Source organism: Acinetobacter minutum, from assembly GCF_035916735.1.
GTDB lineage: Bacteria > Pseudomonadota > Gammaproteobacteria > Pseudomonadales > Moraxellaceae > Acinetobacter.
Genome location: NZ_JAQIHG010000031.1, coordinates 1 through 24,563 on the forward strand (window position 1 = coordinate 1; position 24,563 = coordinate 24,563).

Below are 24,563 nucleotides of genomic sequence, written 5' to 3' on the forward strand. Positions count from 1 at the left end.
TACATAACATCTGGGGTGGTCAAAATTGGACGCTGTTTTTCCCAGATTTCTGGTCAGTTTTGCACGCTGATTAGCACCCAAACAGGGGTTTTTAATCAAATTTATTCACATAAAAAACGTTGGAGTTTTGGCTTAGTCATTGTCTAGATCGAAATAAAGATGACTGAGAAAAATTAAGGTGTGTAAACATCTATTTTATTAGGCGTTAATAAAAAACTCATTAAGTCTCTACCCACGACTAATGGGCCCTGATAATTGACCCTAGTACGCTGGATTAATACCTCATCAGGAATGCCAATAATTTTAGATGAAACTCCATTTACGATGTGGCTGTATACCGCCATCTTAGGTTTAGTTTGGTTAAAGATGTCACCGGCCTCTCGAGGATTGGTGTGGTGAGCATACACTTGTGGCAAGGCCTGAATATCTTGAAACTCGGCTACTTCATGTATCAATAAATCAACGCCTTTGCCGTATTTAAGTACATTCGCGGTGGGAATGGTATCGCCACTGATCAGTACCGAACGTCCAGCATAATCCACTCTATAACCTAAAGCGGGTTGAATAGCGCCATGATGATCATGTTCAACTTTAAAGGCAGTAACGACTACGCCATTTTGATTAAAAACAATACCACCTTCAGCAGAAAATTCATGAGCAACAATATTAGTCGCCTCTTTCTTTAGCTCACCATCTGCCACCCTAACTCGAATGTCATCTGCATGGGCCATCTTCAAACCTTCTACTAAGGCCATGACGCCAGTTGGTCCATATACATTAAAATCACCTTGACGACCGCCAAATGCAGGGATGTAGCCCGTCATCCACAGATCACTCAGCCCATTGACATGGTCGGAATGATAATGAGTTAAAAAAACACCATTCACCTTTCCTAGTGGCATCCCTGCTTGGGTTAAACGGATGACTGCGCCTCGCCCTGCATCAAAAACCAGATTATAGCCTCCCGCTTGCACCAAGGTGGACATACCAAAACGTTGTTCGCTCGGCACAGGGCTCCCTGTTCCCAATAAAGTTATACGCATTTCATCTTTATTGGGAGAAATACGGGCAGGATGGGTACTCGCAAGGTGCAAGTATTCTTTATTATTCGTGACTATTTTAGTTTCGCCTTGTGAAACAAATGTATTGGTATGAACACAAGCGGTGAATAGTGAAGGTAAAATAAAACCACAAGCTGCTGTTAATATTAATTTTTTATTCATAACTATTCCTTGTTTAGCTGTTAAATACTGAGACTGAAATCTTGTATCTTTAATTGTATGACTTAGTCAAAAATATGATGGACTGTTACCTCCTCTCTTAGACCTACTATAGTCTCATTTTGAAGCTGGCTTAAATGCTTCTGGGCTCATTTCATTAAGATGTGAATGATGCCTCATTTGATTGTAAAACATCTCGATATCATCAAACACATCCGTGCGGGTCATTTCTTGTGTTTTATAGATTTAATTCTTTCTTTAAGCTGCTGTGTGATTTTATTGATCCGCTGATCACCTAATGAAACATACAATTCATCTAGAGAAATCCGTACATTCAAAATATGTTTATGTGACCAGGTCTCTTTTTGGTTATGGAACCAATCTTCCGCAACTTCACGCAAGATTAGCCCCTGTGCATATAACGGCATATACAAGCGTAAAAAAAGCCTAAACCATTAAGATTTAAGCTTTATTTACTTATACATCGTCATACAACAACATACAAATTTAAGAATTTGGTGGAGATGGCGGGAGTTGAACCCGCGTCCGCCAACACTACGCTCGAGAATACTACATGCTTAGATATCGTCTATTGTTTTAACCTCAAGTGACCCGACGAACAGGGTACAAGAAGCGATCCTCTAAGTTTGGTATAAAGCCCCGAGGCTTGACTCTATACGGACTTGTGTGCGTGCGCTTCGGTCGGGTTCCCAGACCACAAGTATTCTAGGAAGCGGACAAGCGGCCCTTAGGCAGCTAGAGCGTAAGTTTCGTCGTTTGCGACTATTTAAATGCAAATTTTATTTACGAGAGAAAATGCGCTCTCGGCATGCATCTATGAGTTTCATCATCAGCGTCGAAGCCAAAGACATCCCCAGATAACCAACACATCTTAGCACAACCACGAAAAATTACTATGTTCTTTCTCGTAATCCACCTTGCTTGATGTGTTAATTTACATAATTGAGATCCTATTTATATTTTCAAGAGCCAACAAAAAAAAATTATGAGCTATTTACTGGCCCTGGATCAGGGAACAACTTCTAGCCGCGCGATTATTTTTAATACATACGGCGAACCGCTTGCCACAGCACAACAAGAAATTCAGATTCAGACCCCTCATCCAGGCTGGGTGGAGCAGGATGCACTCGAAATCTGGACCACTCAAATTGGTGTAGTACAACAAGTGCTCGCCAGTGCAGGTATTTTCGCCAAGGATGTTGCCGCTTTGGGCCTGACCAATCAGCGTGAAACCACTGTTGTGTGGGATAAGCGTAGTGGTCAACCTCTCGCGCCTGCAATTGTCTGGCAAGACCGTCGGGCATCCATCTGGTGTCATCAACAAGTTCAACAAGGGCTTTCTGAAAAAATTCAGCAAAAAACCGGTCTGCTGATTGATCCTTATTTTAGTGCAGGAAAACTGGTCTGGCTTCTGGAAAATATCCCCGGTTTACGTGCATTGGCAACACAAGGTCACCTCGCCTTTGGCACCATAGATAGCTGGCTGGTCTGGAACCTGACGCAAGGTGCCGAGCATGTTATTGAAGCTTCCAATGCCTCTCGCACCATGCTGATGAATTTGCACAATCAGGCTTGGGATGAAGAACTGCTGGATCTGTTTGATATTCCACGCTCCATCTTGCCCAAAATTATCAGTTCGGATACCTATATTGCCGACACTGCCACAGGCTTACTGGGTGCCAACATTCCAATTTCGGGGATTTTAGGTGATCAACAATCCGCCTTGTTTGGACAATCCTGTTTTGAAAAAGGCTCTGCCAAGAATACTTATGGTACCGGTTGCTTCTTACTGTTTAACACTGGATCAGATATCCAGTTCAGCCAGAATCAACTGTTGAGCACCTTAGCCTGGCAATGTCACGGACAAAATACTTTTGCATTGGAGGGAAGTATTTTTATGGCCGGGGCGATCATGCAATGGCTGCGTGATGGCTTGGGTATTATCCAGAAAAGTAGTGATACGGAACGACTGGCGGCACAGGTCCATTCTACGGAGGGAGTGGTACTGGTTCCGGCCTTTACCGGTCTAGGCGCGCCGCATTGGGATAGCGATGCCCGCGCGTTGCTTTGTGGCATGTCACGCGGAACCACCAAGGCACATATTGCCCGTGCTGCATTAGAGGCCATCGCTTTTCAGGTTTCAGATGTTATTCACGCCATGCAGGCCGATGTGGCCCATCCTCTCACGGAATTACGTGTCGATGGAGGCGCCAGCCATAGTGATATGTTGATGCAGTTTCAGGCGGATCTGCTCAATGTTCCCGTACGCCGTCCCAAATTACTAGAATCGACTGCATGGGGTGCTGCTGCCATGGCTGGGCTGCGGATGGGCATCTTCAGTGATTTGAAAGAAATTGGTGCTTCTTGGCAATTGGAGCGTGAATTTGTCCCCAACATGAGGGAAGATGAACGTCAGAGCCGTTTACATGAATGGAAAATTGCATTAAAACGGGCGCGCTCGGATATCGACCAATAAATACATCTGCCCATATCAAAAGCCCCTTTCGGGCTTCAGTGGGTCGGGCTCGATGCTGTGCCTTGACGCGGTTTCGGGCACAGCCAGATAATCAATCCAGAAATCACAAAAATTACGCTGAAGATCAAAAATACATGATTGGCAGACAAGGTCAGCGCTTCTTTATCGACCAAGTTTGAAATCATACCCAATACACTGTCATAAGATAAGCCATTTTGCTGTAAGGTCTTCTGAATATCCTCTGGTTGCAGTCGGGCCACAATCTCACTACGTGCCAACTTGGCATGATCATCCCATAGGGTGGCCGCAACTGAAGCACCTATCGCCCCTGCCATCGTACGCATAAAACTCATTAGACCAGCTGCTGAGGCAATTTCCTGCGGTAACACTGAAGCCAATGCCATATTGGACAGCGGAATAAAGAAAAAAGGAACCGCAAACCCCTGCAAAATTTGCGGAAGAACAATCGTCATAAAATCCGCTTCATTGGACCAGAAAGCTCTCAGCAAGGTCACACCACCGAGTAACAACAAACCACAACTCGCCAAAACACGCTGATCATATTGCACTGCCAGTTTAGCTACAATCGGTGACATCATCACACTACCGATGCCCATGGTGGCCGTGACATAACCGGCCCAGGTCGCCGTATAGCCGATATTTACCTGTAACCATTGCGGAATCAGCACAATACTGCCAAAAAATGCTCCAAACCCACAGGATAAAGCGAGCACAGAAATACTGAATCCACGATGCCGGAATACCCGGACATTGACCACGGGATGATGCTCGGTCATCTCCCAGATGAGAAAGATCATAAATCCGCTGACCGCAATTGCTGCGAGCGCCACAATGATCTGGCTATGGAACCAGTCATGTTCATGCCCCAAATCCAGCATCAGCTGCAGGGCACCAATCCAGATCACCAGCAACAGCAGCCCCATCTTGTCTATTTTTAATTTTGCTAACGGACTTTCTACCGATTTCAGCAAACTGATCGCGCCAAGTGCACAAATGATCCCCACCGGAATATTAATAAAGAAAATCCAGTGCCAGGACATATTGTCACTGATTAATCCCCCGAGAATTGGCCCTAAAACGGGTCCAATCACGGTCGTCATGGCCCACAATCCCATCGCTTGTGCATGTTTTTCCTGAGGGAAAATACGCATCAGCAAGGTCTGGCTGAGCGGCATAATCGGACCACCGAACAGGCCCTGACCAATCCGGCACAGTACCAACATCAACAGACTGTTCGACAAACCACATAGCACTGAAAACACGGTAAAACCGATAACACAAGTCACAAAAGTACGGACGATACCAAAACGCCCTGCAAGCCAGCCCGTCAGCGGCACACAGATCGCCTCAGCAACCGCATAGGAGGTAATGACCCAGGTTCCCTGCGTGCTTGAAACGGCGAGACTGCCGGTAATATGGGGCAAAGAAACGTTGGCAATCGTGGTATCCAGCACCACCATAAAATTGGCAAATGCCAGGAAGAAGGCCGCGATCCACAAACGGCTTCCGGTTAAATCGGCAAATGGGGCTGGACGGTTCATTGCGAGCCTGCTACTTGAGTTGTACTGTGGCTGTCATGGACAGCCCAACGCGTAAAGGATGGGCTGCAAGCTCTTTTGGATCGAGGCTAATCCGTACAGGTAACCGCTGAACCACCTTAATCCAGTTACCTGTTGCATTTTGCGCCGGGATCAAGGCAAATGCGGCACCTGTGCCTCCGGAGAAACCGACCACCTTACCGTGATACACCACATCATCACCATAATAATCTGAAACTAGAGTGACCGACTGTCCGGCTTTCACTTTGGCCAACTGGCTTTCTTTAAAGTTGGCATCTACATACAGTTGTGCCACCGGCACGATCATCATCAGGGCTGTACCCGGTGCCACCCGTTGTCCGACCTGTACATTGCGTCGGGTAATCACTCCATCAACAGGCGCACGAATACGGGTACGCTCCAGATCCAATAGCGCCTGATCAACACGTGCCTGGGCAGCCTGCACATCTGGTGTCGACTGTTGATTGGTACCACGAATTAACGCTTCATTGGCAGCTAGGGTGCTTTCGGCCGCTTTACGGCTGGATTCCGCCTGAGCCACTTGTGCCTGAGCCAGTGATAGACCCGCCCGTGCTGTTTCAACCGCGGCCTGCGCGCTGGTCAATTCTTCTTTGGAAATCGCCCCAGTTTCGATCAGCTTCTGACGGCGTGCATAGTCATTCTGTGCCTTGTTCAAATCCGCCTGTGCTTTGCTGAGTTGAGCTTGCGCACTGGCAATTTCATCACGACGTACCAGAATCTGTGAATTTAAGGACTGACTGTTCGCGGAGGTCTGATTGTATTGACGTTGTGCTTTGGCCAATTCTGCTTGAGCCTGTGCTAATGCAATGGTTGCATCGCGGGTATCCAGACTGAGTAACAGCTCCCCTTTTTTGACCTGTTGGGTGTCTTTTACGCGCACCTCTACGACCTGACCACTAACCATTGAAGTGATAGATGCCGTTTCGGCACCTACATAGGCATTATCCGTGCTGACTGAATCCTGTCCGACCCACATCCAAATGGCGTAAATTAAAACGGCAGCAATAAACAATACGGCTACAATTTTCAGCAGCGTTTTACGTTTGTTCATCTGTGTACCGTGATTTTCAGCGGGAACGGCTGCGGCATCCTTCGCAGATGGCTGAGTATCGGTCATATTTTATTCCTTATCCGGATCGTTCAAGCACAAACATCCCATGCACGATATGGGCTCTTTTCTTAAGGGAAACAGGCAGCTAACTGCACTGTGGGCAAGAAATATCACGATTGTAAAACATCAAACTTAAATTACGATCTAAAAACGTAACTGTTGAGTTTTCTATTTTTATCCCACTTTTTATAACGTTCTGAATATACAAGTTTGACCAGGCAATAAAAAAGCTGATTCGGGACAATCAGCTTCAAGAAAAGATGAAATCAGACCTATTTAGTAGGCGTAAGAGGCAATTGCGGTCGCGATGGCTTTTTCCTCATCATTGACCATGGTCATCCGCACAGTACAGCCTTTGCGTCCAAAGCGTAAAATCTCACCACGTGCAATAAAATACTGGCCTCGGCCTGGCGCAAGATAATCTACTCGCATATCAACCGTAGCCAGCCGCGAGATTTTTTTTGAGGTTTCATGCAAATCTTCTACATGACGGCGATGATAGACTTCCGCCATAGCAATCACCCCACCTACACTATCTAAAAAGGTCGCCGCCACACCACCATGCAAAATCTGAAAGGCTTTATTTCCAATCAGATAAGGTTGCATCTCAAAATAGCCTTCAATCTGACTCTGCCGCACCCGCATCTGCATGCCAACATGTTGAAAAAATGGTGCCTGATTAAATGCCGCGCATAACTGTTCCACCATCTGATCACTGTCATGATGCTCATTCAGCAGCAGGTTCCCCGTCCAGGTTTTATCGGTATTGGTCATATGAATTATCGTATGCACTCGTTGAGAAAAAGCATTGCTACCATACCCAAATGGCTGAATATGGGACTACAATAGGCCTATATCTTATACTGATAAACGAGATTGTTATGACTTATACGTTCAATCGTCCCGCTTTTCCTGCGACCCGTATGCGCCGCATCCGCAAGAATGATCAACTCCGCACCATGGTCAGCGAGACGCAATTGACGGCCCATCACTTGATTTATCCAGTATTTGTATTACCAGGTCAGAACCAGACCCAAGATATTCCCAGCATGCCGAACATTCAGCGCCTGTCTGCGGATCTGTTAGTTAAAAAAGCAGAACGCTTACTTGAACTTGGAGTGTCTAAACTGGCGCTATTCCCGGTTACCCCGCAAGAAGACAAAAGCCTGACTGCAGAAGCCGCATGGCGTGAAGATGGTCTGGTACAAAATACCGTTCGCCTGTTAAAAAAAGAATTGCCAGAAATGGTGCTGATCACCGATGGTGCATTAGATCCTTATACCACGCATGGTCAGGATGGCATCATTGACGACACCGGTTATGTGTTGAATGATGAAACCGTAGAATGTCTGATCAAACAGGCCTTGAGCCATGCCGAAGCCGGTGCCGACGTGGTTGCACCGAGTGACATGATGGACGGCCGTATTGGTGCGATCCGCCAGGCACTTGAAGCCAATAACTTGATCTATACCAATATCATGGCCTATTCCGCCAAGTATGCCTCTAGCTTCTATGGACCATTCCGAGATGCAGTAGGTTCGGCTAGCAACTTAAAAGGTGGCAATAAATACAATTATCAAATGGATATTGGCAACCGCGCTGAAGCCCTGCACGAAATTGCGCTGGACATTCAGGAAGGGGCCGATATGGTGATTGTCAAACCAGGCATGCCCTATCTGGATATTGTGCGTGAAGTGAAAGATAGCTTTGGGGTTCCAACCTTTGTCTATCAGGTCAGTGGTGAATATGCGATGCTGGCCGGAGCCATCCATAACGGCTGGTTGTCGGAAAGTGTCATTTTAGAGTCACTAATGTGCTGCCGCCGTGCCGGTGCCGATGGCATCTGGACCTATTTTGCTGAAACAGCAGCTGAACAGCTCAAGAATATGCGATAACCCCACTAACCTGAATTTGAGTACATGATGCATATCGCCATTATTGGAGCAGGCGTCAGCGGTTTGTTGTCTGCTTTAGAACTTGTGGAACACGGCTGTTCCGTGTCGATTTTTGACCAACAGCAGGCCGGTCGTGCCGCATCCTGGGCAGGAGGAGGGATTCTCTCCCCGATGTATCCCTGGCGATATCCGCATGAAGTCAACACATTGGCACAACATGGCAAACGCCTGTATCAGCAGTTGAATGAAAAAATCAGCCCAGTCACCGGCATTGATTTTGAAATCAACGAAAGTGGTATGCTGATTTTTGATGAAGATGATTTTGAGATTGGCCTGAACTATGCGGAACGCTATCAGGAACCGATGCAGGCCTGCGAATATGTACAGCGGGAACAGCTGGAACAGGTCAATCCGCATGTTGATTCTACTTTTCAACATGCCATTTATTTCCCGCAAATCGCCAATGTGCGTAACCCACGCTTGCTGCAATCGCTGATTCAGTATTTAAAACTGCACCCCAAAGTGCAGTTTTTTGAAAATACCCCGATTGAGAAAATTGAATTAAAAAATGGACAAGTTAGCGCCCTGATCACCGTAGACCAGCAAAAATTTCACGCTGATCAGTTTGTCATCACGACAGGGGCCTGGAGCCAAAAATGGGCAGAACCCTTGCAACTGGATATTCCGGTACGCCCGGTACATGGCCAGATGGTATTATTTAAAGCACCTGAAAACTGGTTACCGACCATGTGCATGAATAAGGTGATGTATCTGATTCCCCGGCAGGATGGCCATATTGTCTGCGGTTCCAGCATGTCAGAGCGTGGCTTTGACACCACTCCTGTCGATGCCATCCGCGAGAATATTCTCGATGCCTCGCTGGAAATGGTGCCGGAACTGGCCCAATTCCCGATCGTCCAGCAATGGGCCGGTCTGCGTCCCGGAACGCCAGAAGGGATTCCTTATATTGGCCAGATGCCAGAAGTGAGAAACCTTTGGGCCAATTTCGGTCATTTCCGCAATGGTCTGGTCATGGGACCAGCGTCAGCCCAGCTGTTAAGACAAATGATCCTGCAACAGCCAACACTCACAGATCATCAACCTTACTCACCGCAACGTTTAATCAAACACTCTGCCCTGGCAATTTCATAATGCAGTTTGTAAATGTTCACGGTGCTTTAAGGAGATGTTTGAGCGCACCTTCCAGGGTTGGGTACTGAAACTCAAAGCCTTGGGACAGCAAAGCTTGGGGGGTCACACGCTGACCATTGAGCACCAATTGTGACTGTTCACCCAATGCCAAACGCAGCACCCAAGCAGGTAAACTGAATAAAGGTTTGCGCTGCAAGATTTTTGCAGCTGTTTGTGCAAATTGCTGCTGGGTGACATTTTCCGGTGCCACCACATTAAACACCTGCTGTTCCGATTCAGGGTGCTGCAAGACATGCCAGATCGCGGCCAGTACATCCTGTATATGTACCCAGACCACCGGCTGACGGCCATGACCAATCCGGCCTGCAGTCTTGAGCTTAATCGGTAACAACATTTGCGGCAGAATCCCGCCTTGCGCAGCAAAAACCACGGCCAGACGAATAATTTTAATGTTCTGTTGGTGATGTCGCAGCGCTTCTTGCTCCCATAACTGGCAAAGTTCAGACATGAAGAGGGCTTGCGGTGGAGACTGTTCGCTACAGACTTCTGACCATTGCTCCTGTTCATCAATGCCGTAATAGCCTATCGCCGAACCGGAGACGATACATTTGGGATAGACCTGCTGTTGGTCTAGCCAGTCCAGTAAACGACGTGTGGTCTGTACCCGGCTATCGATCAGCTTTTGTTTACGCGCATCTGTCCAGCGGGCTTCACCAATACTTTCCCCCGCCAGGTTAATCACATAATCAATCTGTTCGCCTTTGAGCTGATCAAAATCATGAATCAGGCGGTAGCCAGGCTGTTGCGGTTGCAGATTTCGTTGTCGGCTGTAACCAATCACCTGACAACCTTTTTCGAGTAAAAAAGGAACCAAATGCTGCCCAATAAATCCTGTGGCTCCGGTCAGCAAAACTGTGGCATTTGATGGCATCGGCTTGCTCCATAATGATCATGCAGGTTGATTTCAGCATAGCGGTTTAGCATCCAGAATCAAACACATACTCAGAACGATGCGCAAATAAAAAACTGGTTTTAAACGGAGGAACCGAATTTATGCTGGGCCATGCGCTGCGCTTGTGGTCCATAAAACCAGTAGGTCAGCAAACTCAGCGGAATCGCCAGCATCAGAATCATGCCGGCAATGAGCGCCAAGAATAGGGGCTGTTTTAAATACAGCAAAAAGTTCTGCCATACTTCAGGATCCTGCCGGGAAAATAACCACAATCCAGACAATACGCCCAGCGCATTATAACCCCAGAAAATTAGGCTAAAATTGAGGGTAAACTGCTTACGTTCCTGCTGGGTAGGTGCCCGGCGTTGCTGATTGAGGAACAGGTACAGCACGATGATCATGGCCAATAAATAAGGCACTGCGGTTAGAATTCCTCCTACTCCCAATGGTAATAATGCGGCCAACACCCCGACCAGCAAGGTAAAGACCAGACAGAGCAGAAAAAACCACAGATAATATTTTTTTAATGACACCATGACAGTGAATCCGGCAAATAAAGCAGCAGTATAAAAATTTTCGCGATCTTTTGCATTTTCTTGTCAACCAAATCGCGCAGACAGCGTTATATAAAGTGTAAGGTCTGAAGAAATCATTGTTTCGCACGGCATCCGCAAAATCATGTTAGACGCAGCCCTTCAAGTTTCAACACAGAATAACAAACCAACTTCCCTGTAATCGATTGATCAGCAGCCAATCTTTTATCATGACGAAGTTCCTTTGACCGACGATTTCTCATCACTCGAATCGTCGGTCTTTATTTTTTATAGATCGCTCATTCCTCAGCTTTGCACGCCTGCGACAAAAATCGACGTCAGATTGTAATTCTCTGCACACAACCGCCTGCTTTATTTATAGTATAGGGACTGAATTTTCATTTGAGTTCAAGGGCATGACGGTTCACTTCTTACACACATCGGATTGGCATTTGGGACAATTCTTCTACGGCCATTCACGTCAGTATGAACATGAACAGTTCTTGGCCTGGTTACTCGAACAGATTGCACAGCAACAGCCCCATGCCTTACTCATCGCCGGGGATTTGTTTGATGTGATCAATCCCGCTTCGAGTGCGCAAAAACAACTCTATCAGTTTCTTGCCGATGCCCATCAGCGAGCCCCCCATATGCAGACCCTGATGATTGCCGGTAACCATGATTCAGGTTACCGCATTGAACAGGTGGAGCCCTTGCTAGAGAAATATAACGCCAAAACCGTGGGAATCGTGCACTGGAATACTGACCGGACACTTGATTTGGACCGCCTGATTATCCCGATCCATGATACCCAGGGACAAATTGTGGCTTGGTGTGTCGCTTTACCTTTTTTACGCCCTGCTGAAATCACCGGTTATAACGAGGCAACAACCGACACCAGTCGTGCCATTGAGTACATCCATCAACGGGTTATTGCCGAAGCCAAGGCACGAAAAAGCCCTGAACAGGCACTCATTCTCATGACCCATGCCCATTTACAGGGGGCAGAAACATCCGACTCCGAACGCCAGATTGTGATTGGCAATCAGGAAGCACTCTCCACGCAATTGTTTGGGGATGAAGTTGATTATGTGGCACTCGGTCATTTACATAAACCGCAAAAGGTTCAGCATGAGCATATCCGTTACAGTGGGGCACCCATTCCACTGTCCTTTAGTGAAATTCACTACCCGCATCAGGTTCTGAATATCCATATTCAGCCCCAGCAGCAACAAAAATTAGCGATCGAAAAATTACCCATTCCGAGAACCATCCCTTTATATCGGCTCGCAGGCGAACTCGATGAAGTCCTGCAACAACTACGCGATTTACCCAATGGTGCGGCGCAAGCGATTGACCAGCGGGCTTTTGTGGATATTGAATATTTCAGCCTGAAGCCACCACCGCCCGATTTGCGTCTGCAAATTGAGAAACTGCTACCAGAACAACAATATCGTCTGGTTCGGATCAGCCGGAAACTGGTCAATACAGACCCAACTGCCAATACGACCTCTAAAATTGATCTGGCCCCCCCGACTCCGGAAAGCCTGTTTCATGACTTATGGGAAAAAATGGGCTATGAACAGGATCCTGAAGTCATGCAGGACTTTCTCACGTTGCTGGACGAGGCGAACGACGCCTTACATCCAACTGAACCTTAGGTGAGCCGCCATGAAAATTTTACGCCTAAAATTACAAAATCTGGCCTCACTCAGTGGTGAACAGGAGATTAATTTTGAAGCCGATCCTCTGCTTCATGCCGGTCTGATTGCAATTACCGGCTCCACGGGTGCCGGCAAATCCACCCTGCTGGATGCTATGTGTCTCGCATTATTTGACCAGATTCCTCGCCTGAAACAGAGTGATGGCAAACTGCGGGATGCCAGTGGTCAGGATATTTCCATTAAAGACACCAAAAACATCTTACGTCGCGGGACGACGAGTGGTTTCGCTGAACTGGATTTTGTTGGACTCGACCAAAAACATTACCGTGCACGCTGGGAAATTCGCCGTGCACGCAACAAACTCGATGGCAACCTGAAAATCGACCGTTCAGTTTTGTGTCTGGACGATCAACGTGTCCTGACACAAAAAATATCCGAGTGTAATGACACGATTTTCCGCTTGATTGGTCTGAGTTTTGAACAGTTCACCCGTGCCGTGCTGTTGGCTCAGTCTGAAGTTGGCGCTTTTTTAAAAGCCAAGGATCAGGAACGTGCAGATTTATTGGAATATCTCACCAACTCCAACATTTTTAGCCAGGTGGGCAAAACCGCATTTGAAAAAACCAAGGCCATCCGCTTAGAGAAAGAAAAACTCAATGATATCTTGGGGCATATTGAGTTATTGACCGCTGAGCAAGTCACACAACTTCAGCAAGCGTTACAGCAGCAAGAACAGAACCTGCAACAGTTGCAACAAAATAAATCGCTGCTCGAACGAGAATGGCAATGGCATCAACGGCAACATGAATTACATGCAGAAATCCAGGGTAAACAGGAAATTTACCAGCTGCAATTGGCGGCAGATCAACAGCTCAATGCCGAACGCGAAAAATTACAACAGCTGTCCCAATTTGCTGAAATCCGCTCTAGCGTAGAACAGCAACAACAACTGCAGCAGCAACATATTCAACTGCAACAGCAGTTACAACAACTGGAGTCGCCATTTTTTGCCCTGCAAAGCGAGTTTAAACTCAAAGAACATGCCTATTTACAGGCTGAGCAGCAATTACAGCAAGAAAAAAACTTTCAGCAGCAGATCCAGCCCCAAATCGCACAAGCCGAGCAGTATGCACACGAGCGGGAAATCCTGGCCAGCAAGTTCCGTGAACTTCGCGATCAGTATGAACAGGCACAACAACAGTTACCCACTCTGCAACAGCAAATTCAAAAATTAGAACAACAGCAGGTACAGCTACAACAGCAGCAGCAACTTCTGACGCAACAACTATCCGACAGTCAACATCTGGCAATTTTTGATGAAGAACCGCAGGCAATCCTACGCCTCCTGCAACAGATTCAACATCAGCATCAGCTGATTCAACAGCGCTTTCCCGCCCAAGCGGCACTGGACGCCCCAGCATTACAAATCCAATTAAACCTATGCCAAGCGCAGATCACCCCCCTACATGAAAAATTTGGCAATACCAACACCTTACAGACCGAAATTCAGCAGTTACAGCAGCAACGAGAAGCCCTGCTACAACAGGGATATGCCCTACAGAATCTTGTGCAAAAACTGCGAAATTACCTGGAACAACATCAACAACAACGACAGCTGGAATCTGCACTGACACATTCACAGCAACAGCTGCAAGAACACGGGCAACAAGAAAAACAGGCTCAACAACAGTATGAGACGGCCAAAAAAGAACGTGAACAATTACAAAAAATCTTACAGCAACAACGCCTGATCCACTCTAAGAATGTCGAAGAACTGCGTGCCAGTCTGCAGACCGATCACCCCTGCATGGTCTGTGGCAGTATCACACATCCATATATTGACCATGCACAGTTGGTGGAAAAATCTTTGCTTGCTCTGCAGGAACAGCAGGAACAACAATTGCGACAAGCAGAACAGGACAGTTTTAGTCTTTGGCAAACCTGTCAGCAGGCACGAGTGGTAAGCGAGCAGCGTTATCAGCATCAACAACAGCAACTTACTGAGCTACATCGGCAGCTTGAACAGCTGCGCCATACGCTTAGCACAGACTCACAACAGCTCACGGTAGAAATTGACTTTAAGCAAAGCGATGAACATCTGCTAGGCCACATCAGCATACTGGAAAATGCGCAGCAAGATCGCCAACAGCGCCTCGAACAGCAGCTGGAGCAACTCAAACTTAGTCTGCAAGAATTACAAAGCCACGAGCAGAAAGTACTACAGCTCCAGCAGCAACTTGAACAGCAACAACAACTCGAACAACTCGAACTGCCAATCGTGCAGCATTTATCTGAGAGCCTGCGCCAGGCTTGGGAGGCTGACCGCATCGGATGTAGCCAGCAACTCAGCACTGCATTACAAAACCGCCATGTCCTGCTCAATCAAATTAAACAATTGCAGCAACAGCTGCAGCCCCTTGAAAATGAGCTGCATCTTCAACAGCAACAACGCGCTCAACAACAGCAGCAATTGACTCAATTACAGCAGGCACTCGAGCAGACCCAATTACAGGGAGAACAACTCAAACAGCATGTCGTTCAATTAACGGCTGCTTATGCCGAACCTCCCTTTGAAACGGCAAAAGAATGGCTTGATCAACTCAAACAGAAACTGCATACGCTTGAGCAAAACTATAGTGAGCACAAACAGCAATTTGAGCATCTGCAGACGGACTATCTACAACAGCAACAACAACTGCAACAGCTGCAAGCTCAACACCAACTGACGGAACAACAACTGCACGCTTGCCAGCAGAAAATCACGCTATGGCAACAACAAACGCAATTTTCTGATGGTCAGATTACTACGCTGTTACACATCTCCAGCCAAATGGAACAGCAGTTACGCCAGCATTTGAACACCCATGAACAGACATTACAACAAGCCAAAACGGCGCTAGAGACCTTACAAGACCAGCAGCAGCGACATCTTAAAGATCAACCAGAACGTGACTTTTTCCAGGTCCAACAACAACTCGCCGACCTGGAACAACAGACACAGGACTTCTCGGCACAGCGTGATGAACTGAAACTAAAACTGCAGCTACAGCAACAAAATCTGCAGAAACAGCAGCAGTTTGAACAGCAAATCCAGCGTATCCAGCAACAAGAATACCGCTGGAGTCGTATCTCCGATCTAATCGGGAGTGCAGATGGCAGCAAGTTTAAAAAAATTGCCCAGGAACACCATCTAGACATTCTTGTGGAATATGCCAATCAACAGTTGCAACCGCTGGCACCACGCTATCAACTACAGCGTATCGACAACAGCCTGGGACTGGCGATCATTGACCATCATATGAATGGCGAGATTCGTCCGGTACTTTCACTCTCGGGTGGGGAAACTTTTCTGGTCTCTTTAGCACTTGCTTTGGCGATTGCGCAAATGGCATCAGGTTCCATGAAGATAGAATCCCTGTTTATTGATGAGGGCTTTGGCACCCTGGATCCAGCATCCCTGCACATCGTGATGGATGCACTGGATCATTTACAAAATCAGGGCCGTAAAATCATCCTGATTTCCCATATACAAGAAATGCATGAACGCATTCCGGTTCAGATTCAGGTCAAACCGGTGGGCTCGGGTGCCAGTCATATTGAAATTGTGGGATAAAATTGCAGCCAGCATATAGCGCTGTTCCGTTGCACCATAAAAATGGCGCATAGGCAGCATCAGCTGGCTTTACTTTCAAGCTTTTGCTGAATAATCACGCGCGCCAAACAGTGCGGTTCCGACACGAACCATCGTCGAGCCTGCAGCAATCGCATCGGCCATATCAGCTGACATCCCCATGCTTAAGGTATCCCAATCTTGCGGTTGGGCATGTTCAACTTTCACCTGATCAAACAAGTTCTTGGCATCACTAAATGCAGCAGTATTTCCCGGCTTTGGAATCACCATCAAGCCACGTAAACGTAAATGTGGCAACTGGCTGATCTGCCGGACCAGTTCTGGGACTTCTTGCGGTGTACAACCATCTTTAGTTTCTTGCCCATCAATATTGACCTGAATACAGATATTCAAAGGTGGCTGGCTGGCTTCACGCTGATTGGATAAACGCTCGGCAATGATCAGACGATCCACACCATGCACCCAGGCAAACTGTTCAGCTAAATGCTTGGTTTTATTACGCTGCACATGACCAATAAAATGCCACTCTATCTGTAAATCCTGTAACGCAGCCATCTTGTCCAGTGCTTCTTGCAGATAGTTTTCACCAAAAGCACGTTGCCCGGTAGCATACATTGCGCGCAGGGCATCACTCGGATGGGTTTTGGAAACTGCAAGTAAATGCACCGTCGCAGGATCACGCTGGCACTGCTGACAGGCTTGCTGGATTTGTGCCAGAACCTGATTTCTGGCTTGCTCAACTGGATTCATTGACATGATTCTCATTTCATTGATCTTTTTTTACTTTCTCAACAGACAACTGTTGGTTAAGCGTGGGGAAAGCCGTATTATTCTACAAAATAATTACGTACTTTGATTATTCTGGGGACCTCATGGATATTACAGAACTCTTAGCCTTCTCTGCGAAAAATGGCGCATCAGATTTACACCTTTCCGCAGGTATGCCACCGATGATTCGTGTGGATGGCGAAGTTCGTCGCATTAACTTACCTGCCCTAGAACACAAAGAAGTTCACCGTCTTGTTTACGATATCATGAATGATAAACAGCGTCGTGACTATGAAGAACGCCTAGAAACCGACTTTTCTTTTGAAGTGCCAGGAGTTGCACGTTTCCGTGTGAACGCCTTTAACCAGAACCGTGGTGCAGGCGCCGTATTCCGTACCATTCCATCGAAAGTTTTGACGATGGAAGATTTAGGTATGGGGCAAATTTTCAAGGAAATCGCGGAATATCCACGTGGTATCGTGCTAGTGACAGGTCCAACCGGTTCAGGTAAATCTACCACGCTTGCGGCCATGATCGACTATATCAACGAACATCGTTATGACCATATCCTGACCATTGAAGATCCGATCGAATTTGTACACCAATCCAAGAAATGTCTAGTCAACCAGCGTGAAGTGCATCGTGATACGCATGGCTTTAATGAAGCACTGCGTTCAGCACTGCGTGAAGACCCAGATATTATTCTCGTGGGTGAGATGCGTGACCTCGAAACCATCCGTTTGGCTTTAACCGCTGCAGAAACCGGTCACTTGGTGTTTGGTACACTACATACCACCTCTGCGGCTAAAACCATTGACCGTATCATTGACGTTTTCCCGGCAGAAGAAAAAGACATGGTCCGTGCCATGTTATCTGAATCCTTACAGGCGGTAATTTCCCAGACCCTGTTGAAAAAGAATGGCGGCGGTCGTGTGGCAGCACATGAAATCATGATCGGGATTCCGGCGATCCGTAACCTGATTCGTGAAAACAAAGTGGCCCAGATGTATTCTGCCATTCAAACCGGGGCCAACTACGGTATGACCACACTGGATCAGACACTTAAATCACTGGTGGCAAAAGGCGTGATCAGTCCGCAAGTGGCACGTACCGCAGCAAAACAACCAGAATCATTTTTATAATTTTTTTTAAGGATTAATGAGGGGGAAATCATGGACTTTAATGATTTACTGAACTTAATGATACAACAAAAAGCTTCAGACTTATTTATTACCGCCGACGTTGAACCCTCTATGAAAATCAACGGGCAAATTGTACCGGTCTCTAAAACCAAATTGACTGGGGAGATTGTAGGCCAACTCCTACATTCAATCATGTCAGACAAACAGCGTCTTGAGTTTCAGCAGACACGTGAATGTAACTTTGCAATTACCAACCGCGAGAAAAGTGCACGCTTCCGTGTCAGCGCCTTTCAACAGCGTGATTTACCTGGCATGGTGTTACGTCGTATTGAAACCAAAATTCCAAGTATGGAAGACTTGAATTTACCACCGATTCTCAAAGATCTCGCCATGACCAAACGTGGCATTATTATCTTTGTCGGTGCAACCGGTACGGGTAAATCAACGTCACTAGCCTCGATGATTGGTTATCGTAACCACAACTCCAAAGGTCATATCATCACGATTGAAGACCCGATCGAGTTCGTGCATGAACACGCGGGCTGTATTATTACCCAACGTGAAGTTGGAATTGATACCGATTCATTTGAAGTGGCTCTGAAAAACACCCTACGTCAGGCGCCGGATGTCATTCTGATTGGTGAGATTCGTTCCCGTGAAACCATGGACTATGCAATTGCCTTTGCAGAAACCGGTCACTTGGTTTTGGCAACGCTGCACGCCAACAATGCCAACCAGGCCCTGGACCGGATTATTCACTTCTTTGATGCTGACCGCCATAGCCAGCTGTATATGGACTTGTCACTCAACCTGAAAGCGATTGTGGCACAGCAATTGATTCCGACCGTCGATGGCAAATCCCGTCGTGCGGCCATTGAACTGCTGATCAATACTCCCCTTCTGGCAGATTATATCCGTAAGGGTGAAATTCACAACATCAAAGACCTGATGAAACGTTCACGTGAACTGGGCATGCAGACCTTCGACCAAGCGTTATTTGATCTGTATCGTGCGGGTATTATTAACTATAAAGAAGCATTAAAACATGCCGATGCACCAAACGATCTACGTCTACAAATCAAGTTGATTGAAGAAGGCGGTGACCAGTTATTGAATGCAAGCCGCAATATCACGTTTGATAACCATTAAGATTTATCCAGATCAAAAAAAAGAAGCTTTAAAGCTTCTTTTTTTATTTGTCAGATTTATGTGAATCTTACTTCTTACGGAAAGCATCCTGACACTCTGCGCTGTCACAATAGCCATACAGATTTAAAGAATGACCTGTCAATGCAAAACCATGTTTTTCCGCCACGGCGTGCTGTTCATGTTCAATCACATCATTTGTAAATTCAATGACTTTGTTACAGTTCTGGCAGACCAAATGATCGTGGTGATCTTCCTGCATGATTTCAAAAACTGAATGGTTATTTTCAAAATGATGACGCTGGATAATGCCTGCTGCTTCAAACTGTGTTAACACACGATATACGGTTGCGAGACCAACATCTTCACCCTGTTCCAATAATGTTTTATAAATATCTTCCGCGCTCAAATGATGTTGTCTTGAATTTTCTAATAATTCCAATATCTTGATCCGTGGTAAGGTAACTTTTAAACCAGCTTTACGTAAATCTTGATTTGAAATAGGCATGAAAAAAGGTCTCTCAACAAATGTTAAGTTGGAATATGCAACAGAGTTTAGATGCAGTATGATTTATCCTCGGATCGAATGCATCATAATTAATTGGGATAGTGTAGCAAAATGCAAAAAATCATGTTGACGTTATTGGTCACTTCACTGCTCGCCGGCTGTTCGACATTAGGGGTATATAAAGTCGATATTCCACAAGGAACTCCCCTCACACAGGCGCAAGCAGCCAAAATTCAAGTTGGCATGACGCATCAACAAGTCCGCTTTTTACTCGGAAGCCCGACCGTTACCGATCCGATGAATCCACTACGCTGGGACTACATCTATCACTATATTCCAGGAACTTATGCTAAAAAAGCCAAGATTCCGGCTGCATATGGTCAACATTTAAAAATCTATTTTAATGAATCAGGTATCGTGACAAAAATTGAAGGTTTAGAAACGATCCCAGAAACACAACCAGGTTTGCCGCCTTCAAAAGAGGCGATCCTAAATGCGCCACCACTATAGACCGTTTAAATTAAAAAGAAACCCCTCAATGAGGGGTTTTTTATATCATTTCGATTGTTTAAAGCGATTACCTTTCTGATAGCGTCCCACCGGATTTTTTGCAGCACGTTTACGGCGGATATCTTGCGGTTGAATGATTAATGCCCGATAAATCTCGACCCGATCACCCGCCTGTAATACATGATCCGCATTTTCAATTTTGACGCCAAAAATCCCGAGTTGCAAAGGTTGAGGTAAAGCGACCTGCTGCTCAATCGCACTTTGCCGGATCACGTCGCCTGCTGTCATCCCCGGTACATAAGGCACAGCAATATGAAATTGCTGCGTTGCGGTTGCGTAAGCCACCCAGACTTGCTGTGGCTCGCTCATAGCAAAGATCCAATAAAAGCAATAAGCGATAAGATAATCGTCAACGGTAAGATGATACGAACCGCAATACGCCATAGGTTATAAAACAGTTCATTGCTGAAATTCAGCGCTTTACGCAAATGGCTGATCTTCATCACCCAACCCACAAAAATCGCATAAATGAGGACAATCACCAGTCCCCAAATGATCAGGATAGGATTCAACACCACGCTTATTGCAGGTACAGCCCAAAGCAGCATTGGAATAACCACCAACAACCACTGGACGGGAACGGCTAACTGACGATGGGCCAATTGCTCACGCGCCATTTGTAACATCACTGCACTGACAGCGATAGCACTGATGAGCAATGTTATGGCAGGAACAGCCAGCTTGACCGAGAAAAAGGCAAAAGCCAATACGGCAATCAGTTGAGCAATCCAGATCGGCAAGACGGTCTTACTGGCTTCATCACGATTTTTCACTTGCGGCAGACTGGTTTGTCCATACATACCCAAGCCCAAACCGGTTGCAACCAAAGCCAAGACAGCCGCGTAGAGTAACTCTTTTGATTGAATTGCAGTCATCTGCCAGTTGCTTGCTGTATCACCCATGACATTCGCAGTAATCAGTGATGCCAATACCCCTAGTGCTGCTAAGCCCAGTAAAATAGGACGAGCCAACAATGACAAGATCAACGCCAAGACAGCCGCAGCAGCGATAATTACAGTACTGCTTACCCCCAAGTTTTGCTGTGACAACAAAAGGGCACTACTGTTGGCAAGCATTCCTCCAGCAAAGAAAGGAATAAACAGCACAGCCAACCAACCCGCCAAACGCCATCGTGCTGAAGCGTCAGCATCTCGGGTCAGGGAAGATAAAGCCTGTAAGGCCGAAATCTTGGCACGTTTTACCAAGGCGATTTCAAGATAAGCCAGCGGTAAGGCCAAAATCAGCATGCTGGCCAACCAGAGCAGCCAGAAATCAATTTGACGTTCTGTCTGAATCCCCACTAGAGGTGCCAATGTGGCAATCATTAGAAATGATAAACAAAATGCCATCAGCGGCGCTAACCATCGCGACATAGAATTGTCCTGCATGACGTATACCTTGAAAAAGTCTTTGGCTATTTTGCCTTTGTCATCAATGAAAATCAAAGTTTACAAAGAAAAAAGCAAACCATCCTGAGGATGATTTGCTGCGCTAATTTATCGATTGGTTATTTTAATTTTCGATGCTCATTTATTCTGTCGTTTAATTTTTTATTATGAGAAGAAACGAGCAAACCAGTTTTTCCCTCTTTTCTTTTCTTTCTCTTTAATAATACCCATCATATTTTCTTTTACAGCGCCAACATAATCCGCATCATCGTGCTGGATATGGTTAATTAACCATTTCGATAAAACTTCATGTAACTCGGCTTCAATCGAGTGCCCTGATTCAAAGCGGTCACGATAAGATTCAATTTTTTTAATAAACAAGTCATGTACGCGTTTGTGCGGTACACGGTACTTGTAACCTGCTTCTTCCTGCAGACTTTCTTCGAAAGTGAAATGCGACTGGGTATAGTCAATAATGTTATCCAGGATCTGCTTGATACGCGCGCGATCCGTATTCGCAGCAATGCCATCGATTTCGTTAATATAATCCAAGATTCGTTTGTGCTGATCGTCAATCACATCGATGCCAGTATTATATTCTGGAACCCATTTCATCTTCATACGACCACCTGTGGCATACATTATTTATCACTTGAAAGGCATCTTATATTTAATTTTCGCAAATAAAAAACAAGCAAATCAGTTGGGTTTAGCCATAAAGCGCACCAATTTGTTGCAAGTTCATGTTTTAAATATAAAAAATATATTAATTCAGATTAAAAAGATAAGATATTTTTTAGCCAAAATGATAATTATTTCGCTTTAAATTTAAGAATTTAAAAACATAAAACCAAGCAAAAACAAAGGATTAATATGAGAAATCCATCACATTAATATTGATCAGCAGGTGTGATCCGTTTTAGGGCAGGATTTTCTGCTTCACGCACCAAACGCTCCACTCGTGTTTGCATGCTCTTAATCGGCTGCCCTTGTTGAAATAGAATCATCTGCCCTGGGACATACGCAGTCCAAACTTCGTTTTGCGTTAAGGGATCGGTGGTAATGACTGCTACACGGTCTGCCGCCGTCGTCACCTGACTAAAATCGACTTCCACATCCAGATCAATCAAACGTGCTGGCTTAAAAGGATATTCACGTACCAGCCAGTGTAGTTTGGTAGTGGCATAACTAAACAGCGCCTGTCCATTGGATAGACAAAAATTAAAGGTCCCATGCTCTGCAATTTGTGGAGAAACCTCGGCAAGCACGGCAAAAATATCATCCAGTGCCGGTTCGACATAACCAAAACGTTCCACCAACTGATCCAGCAAATAACAAAAAGCACGCTCACTGTCGGTATTCCCCACCGGCATAAAACGTCCAGTTAAAGCAGGCTGAAAATCATGTAAATCACCGTTATGGGCAAAAATCCAGTGACGCCCCCATAACTCGCGCATAAAGGGATGAGAATTTTCCAGATTGATTTTTCCCTGAGTCGCCTTGCGGATGTGTGCAATCACGTTGCGAGATTTGATCGGATAGTTACGGATCAGTTCAGCAATTGGGGATTCAACAGCCGACTGATTATCGACAAACAGGCGGCAGGCTTTATCCTCAAAAAATGCGATGCCAAAACCATCACAATGATCTGAGGTAATCCCCGCCCGCTGTGAAAACCCTCGGAAAGAAAAGGTAATATCCGTGGGGGTTGCACAATTCATTCCGAGTAACTGGCACATAGACTTCAGAAACACCTGATAAAATTAAGTGTTTATTGTGCATCAGTCGATTTCGCCTTGCAAATCAGATTATCGAACCTGACCGCTGATGCAGCTTAACCCGCCTTCTGTTGCAGCATAAAGTTACGTGCCATTTTTTTGACTTCAAGCAGCACGAAATAGTCCAGACAATTGAACTGCTGATCTAAATAGGCCTGTTTAGACAATTTGGCCTGCATCTCTAAATACACATCAAACAGTTTTGGAATTTTCTCATCCTGAACCAAAATCGTATCGTTGAGGCGAGGTTCAAATGCCTGTAGTGGCTGGATGTCGACTGTTCTTGCAGGATCTAATTGCTGTAGATACTGATGGGTATGGTAAGCACGTGACTGATTCCCTTCCCAGCGGATACTTACACAACCGATCAGATATTTTGCACGCATTCCCCACAAGACTTTAGGAATCAGATTCAGCCACAAAGTAGAAAGTGCTTTACCCGAACGGTAACGCGAATGTACACAGACCCGACCCATTTCCACCACATTATCTAAATGGGATAACTGTGGGAACACTTGAAATTCTTGTGCACTATAACTTTGTGCCAATTCGTGCCCTTGAAACATTTTTAAGCGGGTATACGCAATAATTTCACGGGTCTCTTTATTGCGTAACACAGCATGTTCACAACCAAAATCATAAAGATCCTGATCCAATTGCTGCGGGAAATTGACCCCAAATTGCTCAGAAAATTGTTGAGCACGAAAGCGTTGTACTTCTTGTAAGACTTTGAGTGAATCCACCCATTCAAATAAATATTCTGTTTTTTGCGCAGTAATTTCTGTGGGAAATGACACATCAAAATTTTGTTGTGACGGGTTCAACTTGGCTAACATCGATGACATCCTCTACAAGTCATCGCTATAAACTAGGCGAAGTTGATGACAATTAAGTGACTAAAATTACAGCAATAAAAAAGCCCTCATATGCAGAGTAATGCCAGTCAGTTAAGCAACATTTAGCCAAATGCTGTAAAAATGAGTGTATATAAATACGCTCATTTTTTT

Annotated in this window: 21 protein-coding genes, 1 other RNA gene and 2 pseudogenes; 8 read left to right on the top strand and 16 right to left on the bottom strand. The window is 45.8% G+C overall.

Annotation, left to right across the window (positions count from 1 at the left end; all coding sequences use genetic code 11):
• Positions 1 to 173 precede the first annotated feature (173 nt).
• From PAE54_RS10740 to ssrA, 4 genes and pseudogenes are all read right to left on the bottom strand, one after another.
• A complete protein-coding gene (locus PAE54_RS10740; RefSeq protein ID WP_326519436.1) occupies positions 174 to 1,223 on the bottom strand; it encodes an MBL fold metallo-hydrolase in 1,050 nt (349 codons plus the stop codon).
• Positions 1,224 to 1,337: 114 nt separating this feature from the next.
• Positions 1,338 to 1,466, bottom strand: a pseudogene (locus PAE54_RS10745) (IS3 family transposase); the annotation flags it as partial.
• Positions 1,457 to 1,618, bottom strand: a pseudogene (locus tag PAE54_RS10750) (phage integrase central domain-containing protein); the annotation flags it as partial. The pseudogenes PAE54_RS10745 and PAE54_RS10750, both read right to left, overlap by 10 nt.
• A gap of 118 nt (positions 1,619 to 1,736) precedes the next feature.
• Positions 1,737 to 2,096: a transfer-messenger RNA gene (gene ssrA / locus PAE54_RS10755) on the bottom strand.
• Between the two features lie 130 nt (positions 2,097 to 2,226).
• Here ssrA and glpK point away from each other — a divergent pair.
• Entirely contained in the window at positions 2,227 to 3,717 is a 1,491-nt protein-coding gene (gene glpK, locus PAE54_RS10760; protein ID WP_326519437.1) for a glycerol kinase GlpK, read from the top strand.
• A 35-nt stretch (positions 3,718 to 3,752) separates the two neighbouring features.
• Here the strand turns inward: glpK and PAE54_RS10765 are convergent, their stop codons facing one another.
• From PAE54_RS10765 to PAE54_RS10775, 3 genes are all read right to left on the bottom strand, one after another.
• On the bottom strand, positions 3,753 to 5,279 hold the full coding sequence (locus tag PAE54_RS10765) for a DHA2 family efflux MFS transporter permease subunit (protein WP_326519438.1): 1,527 nt from the start codon (positions 5,277 to 5,279) through the stop codon (positions 3,753 to 3,755).
• Positions 5,280 to 5,289: 10 nt separating this feature from the next.
• Positions 5,290 to 6,435 (bottom strand): EmrA/EmrK family multidrug efflux transporter periplasmic adaptor subunit, encoded by a 1,146-nt coding sequence (locus PAE54_RS10770; RefSeq protein ID WP_273778613.1) that lies wholly within the window; start codon positions 6,433 to 6,435, stop codon positions 5,290 to 5,292.
• 270 nt (positions 6,436 to 6,705) lie between these two features.
• On the bottom strand, positions 6,706 to 7,203 hold the full coding sequence (locus tag PAE54_RS10775) for a thioesterase family protein (protein ID WP_326519439.1): 498 nt from the start codon (positions 7,201 to 7,203) through the stop codon (positions 6,706 to 6,708).
• 107 nt (positions 7,204 to 7,310) lie between these two features.
• Here PAE54_RS10775 and hemB point away from each other — a divergent pair, with 107 nt between their 5' ends.
• Positions 7,311 to 8,324 carry a porphobilinogen synthase gene (gene hemB / locus PAE54_RS10780; RefSeq protein WP_326519440.1) on the top strand — a complete coding sequence of 338 codons (1,014 nt, stop codon included), beginning with the start codon at positions 7,311 to 7,313 and terminating at the stop codon, positions 8,322 to 8,324.
• Positions 8,325 to 8,351: 27 nt separating this feature from the next.
• Complete coding sequence (gene thiO / locus PAE54_RS10785; protein WP_326519452.1) at positions 8,352 to 9,476, top strand: glycine oxidase ThiO; 1,125 nt, start codon at positions 8,352 to 8,354, stop codon at positions 9,474 to 9,476.
• A 16-nt stretch (positions 9,477 to 9,492) separates the two neighbouring features.
• Here thiO and PAE54_RS10790 read toward each other — a convergent pair whose 3' ends face one another.
• Complete coding sequence (locus tag PAE54_RS10790) at positions 9,493 to 10,407, bottom strand: TIGR01777 family oxidoreductase (protein WP_326519441.1); 915 nt, start codon at positions 10,405 to 10,407, stop codon at positions 9,493 to 9,495.
• A gap of 101 nt (positions 10,408 to 10,508) precedes the next feature.
• Complete coding sequence (locus PAE54_RS10795; protein WP_326519442.1) at positions 10,509 to 10,964, bottom strand: ABZJ_00895 family protein; 456 nt, start codon at positions 10,962 to 10,964, stop codon at positions 10,509 to 10,511.
• Positions 10,965 to 11,377: 413 nt separating this feature from the next.
• Here PAE54_RS10795 and PAE54_RS10800 point away from each other — a divergent pair, with 413 nt between their 5' ends.
• Positions 11,378 to 12,622, top strand: a complete 1,245-nt coding sequence (locus PAE54_RS10800) for an exonuclease SbcCD subunit D C-terminal domain-containing protein (protein WP_326519443.1) — start codon at positions 11,378 to 11,380, stop codon at positions 12,620 to 12,622.
• A 10-nt stretch (positions 12,623 to 12,632) separates the two neighbouring features.
• Positions 12,633 to 16,238, top strand: a complete 3,606-nt coding sequence (locus tag PAE54_RS10805; protein WP_326519444.1) for an AAA family ATPase — start codon at positions 12,633 to 12,635, stop codon at positions 16,236 to 16,238.
• Between the two features lie 75 nt (positions 16,239 to 16,313).
• Here PAE54_RS10805 and PAE54_RS10810 read toward each other — a convergent pair whose 3' ends face one another.
• A complete protein-coding gene (locus PAE54_RS10810; RefSeq protein ID WP_326519453.1) occupies positions 16,314 to 17,006 on the bottom strand; it encodes a YggS family pyridoxal phosphate-dependent enzyme in 693 nt (230 codons plus the stop codon).
• A 122-nt stretch (positions 17,007 to 17,128) separates the two neighbouring features.
• Between PAE54_RS10810 and PAE54_RS10815 the strand changes: the two genes are divergently transcribed.
• On the top strand, positions 17,129 to 18,166 hold the full coding sequence (locus PAE54_RS10815) for a type IV pilus twitching motility protein PilT (protein ID WP_326519445.1): 1,038 nt from the start codon (positions 17,129 to 17,131) through the stop codon (positions 18,164 to 18,166).
• Positions 18,167 to 18,196: 30 nt separating this feature from the next.
• Positions 18,197 to 19,315: a PilT/PilU family type 4a pilus ATPase gene (locus tag PAE54_RS10820; RefSeq protein WP_273778605.1), complete on the top strand. Its 1,119-nt coding sequence runs from the start codon at positions 18,197 to 18,199 to the stop codon at positions 19,313 to 19,315.
• 67 nt (positions 19,316 to 19,382) lie between these two features.
• Here the strand turns inward: PAE54_RS10820 and fur are convergent, their stop codons facing one another.
• The gene (fur, locus tag PAE54_RS10825) at positions 19,383 to 19,820 is read right to left on the bottom strand and encodes a ferric iron uptake transcriptional regulator (protein ID WP_326519446.1); all 438 of its coding nucleotides are present in this window, start codon (positions 19,818 to 19,820) and stop codon (positions 19,383 to 19,385) included.
• A gap of 111 nt (positions 19,821 to 19,931) precedes the next feature.
• Here fur and PAE54_RS10830 point away from each other — a divergent pair, with 111 nt between their 5' ends.
• Positions 19,932 to 20,330 (top strand): outer membrane protein assembly factor BamE, encoded by a 399-nt coding sequence (locus tag PAE54_RS10830; RefSeq protein ID WP_273778603.1) that lies wholly within the window; start codon positions 19,932 to 19,934, stop codon positions 20,328 to 20,330.
• A 45-nt stretch (positions 20,331 to 20,375) separates the two neighbouring features.
• Here the strand turns inward: PAE54_RS10830 and PAE54_RS10835 are convergent, their stop codons facing one another.
• From PAE54_RS10835 to PAE54_RS10855, 5 genes are all read right to left on the bottom strand, one after another.
• Positions 20,376 to 20,699, bottom strand: a complete 324-nt coding sequence (locus tag PAE54_RS10835) for an RnfH family protein (RefSeq protein ID WP_326519447.1) — start codon at positions 20,697 to 20,699, stop codon at positions 20,376 to 20,378.
• Positions 20,696 to 21,778 carry a hypothetical protein gene (locus PAE54_RS10840; RefSeq protein ID WP_326519448.1) on the bottom strand — a complete coding sequence of 361 codons (1,083 nt, stop codon included), beginning with the start codon at positions 21,776 to 21,778 and terminating at the stop codon, positions 20,696 to 20,698. The genes PAE54_RS10835 and PAE54_RS10840 overlap by 4 nt, the downstream gene beginning before the upstream one ends.
• Positions 21,779 to 21,943: 165 nt before the next feature.
• Complete coding sequence (locus PAE54_RS10845) at positions 21,944 to 22,399, bottom strand: bacteriohemerythrin (RefSeq protein ID WP_326519449.1); 456 nt, start codon at positions 22,397 to 22,399, stop codon at positions 21,944 to 21,946.
• A 269-nt stretch (positions 22,400 to 22,668) separates the two neighbouring features.
• Positions 22,669 to 23,517 (bottom strand): class II glutamine amidotransferase, encoded by an 849-nt coding sequence (locus PAE54_RS10850; RefSeq protein ID WP_326519450.1) that lies wholly within the window; start codon positions 23,515 to 23,517, stop codon positions 22,669 to 22,671.
• A gap of 95 nt (positions 23,518 to 23,612) precedes the next feature.
• A complete protein-coding gene (locus tag PAE54_RS10855) occupies positions 23,613 to 24,392 on the bottom strand; it encodes a GNAT family N-acetyltransferase (protein ID WP_326519451.1) in 780 nt (259 codons plus the stop codon).
• Positions 24,393 to 24,563 lie beyond the last annotated feature (171 nt).

Excerpts from the sequence above, each read along its gene's own strand:
- PAE54_RS10765 (WP_326519438.1), bottom strand. The coding sequence starts at position 5,279 with ATGAACCGTCCAGCCCCATTTGCCGATTTAACCGGAAGCCGTTTGTGG.
- PAE54_RS10795 (WP_326519442.1), bottom strand. The coding sequence starts at position 10,964 with ATGGTGTCATTAAAAAAATATTATCTGTGGTTTTTTCTGCTCTGTCTG.
- PAE54_RS10835 (WP_326519447.1), bottom strand. The coding sequence starts at position 20,699 with ATGAGCGAGCCACAGCAAGTCTGGGTGGCTTACGCAACCGCAACGCAG.
- fur (WP_326519446.1), bottom strand. The coding sequence starts at position 19,820 with ATGCCTATTTCAAATCAAGATTTACGTAAAGCTGGTTTAAAAGTTACC.
- PAE54_RS10770 (WP_273778613.1), bottom strand. The coding sequence starts at position 6,435 with ATGACCGATACTCAGCCATCTGCGAAGGATGCCGCAGCCGTTCCCGCT.
- PAE54_RS10820 (WP_273778605.1), top strand. The coding sequence starts at position 18,197 with ATGGACTTTAATGATTTACTGAACTTAATGATACAACAAAAAGCTTCA.
- PAE54_RS10805 (WP_326519444.1), top strand. The coding sequence starts at position 12,633 with ATGAAAATTTTACGCCTAAAATTACAAAATCTGGCCTCACTCAGTGGT.
- PAE54_RS10830 (WP_273778603.1), top strand. The coding sequence starts at position 19,932 with ATGCAAAAAATCATGTTGACGTTATTGGTCACTTCACTGCTCGCCGGC.
- glpK (WP_326519437.1), top strand. The coding sequence starts at position 2,227 with ATGAGCTATTTACTGGCCCTGGATCAGGGAACAACTTCTAGCCGCGCG.
- PAE54_RS10855 (WP_326519451.1), bottom strand. The coding sequence starts at position 24,392 with ATGTTAGCCAAGTTGAACCCGTCACAACAAAATTTTGATGTGTCATTT.
- thiO (WP_326519452.1), top strand. The coding sequence starts at position 8,352 with ATGCATATCGCCATTATTGGAGCAGGCGTCAGCGGTTTGTTGTCTGCT.
- hemB (WP_326519440.1), top strand. The coding sequence starts at position 7,311 with ATGACTTATACGTTCAATCGTCCCGCTTTTCCTGCGACCCGTATGCGC.
- PAE54_RS10800 (WP_326519443.1), top strand. The coding sequence starts at position 11,378 with ATGACGGTTCACTTCTTACACACATCGGATTGGCATTTGGGACAATTC.
- PAE54_RS10810 (WP_326519453.1), bottom strand. The coding sequence starts at position 17,006 with ATGAATCCAGTTGAGCAAGCCAGAAATCAGGTTCTGGCACAAATCCAG.
- PAE54_RS10775 (WP_326519439.1), bottom strand. The coding sequence starts at position 7,203 with ATGACCAATACCGATAAAACCTGGACGGGGAACCTGCTGCTGAATGAG.
- PAE54_RS10815 (WP_326519445.1), top strand. The coding sequence starts at position 17,129 with ATGGATATTACAGAACTCTTAGCCTTCTCTGCGAAAAATGGCGCATCA.
- PAE54_RS10840 (WP_326519448.1), bottom strand. The coding sequence starts at position 21,778 with ATGCAGGACAATTCTATGTCGCGATGGTTAGCGCCGCTGATGGCATTT.
- PAE54_RS10845 (WP_326519449.1), bottom strand. The coding sequence starts at position 22,399 with ATGAAGATGAAATGGGTTCCAGAATATAATACTGGCATCGATGTGATT.
- PAE54_RS10790 (WP_326519441.1), bottom strand. The coding sequence starts at position 10,407 with ATGCCATCAAATGCCACAGTTTTGCTGACCGGAGCCACAGGATTTATT.
- PAE54_RS10740 (WP_326519436.1), bottom strand. The coding sequence starts at position 1,223 with ATGAATAAAAAATTAATATTAACAGCAGCTTGTGGTTTTATTTTACCT.
- PAE54_RS10850 (WP_326519450.1), bottom strand. The coding sequence starts at position 23,517 with ATGTGCCAGTTACTCGGAATGAATTGTGCAACCCCCACGGATATTACC.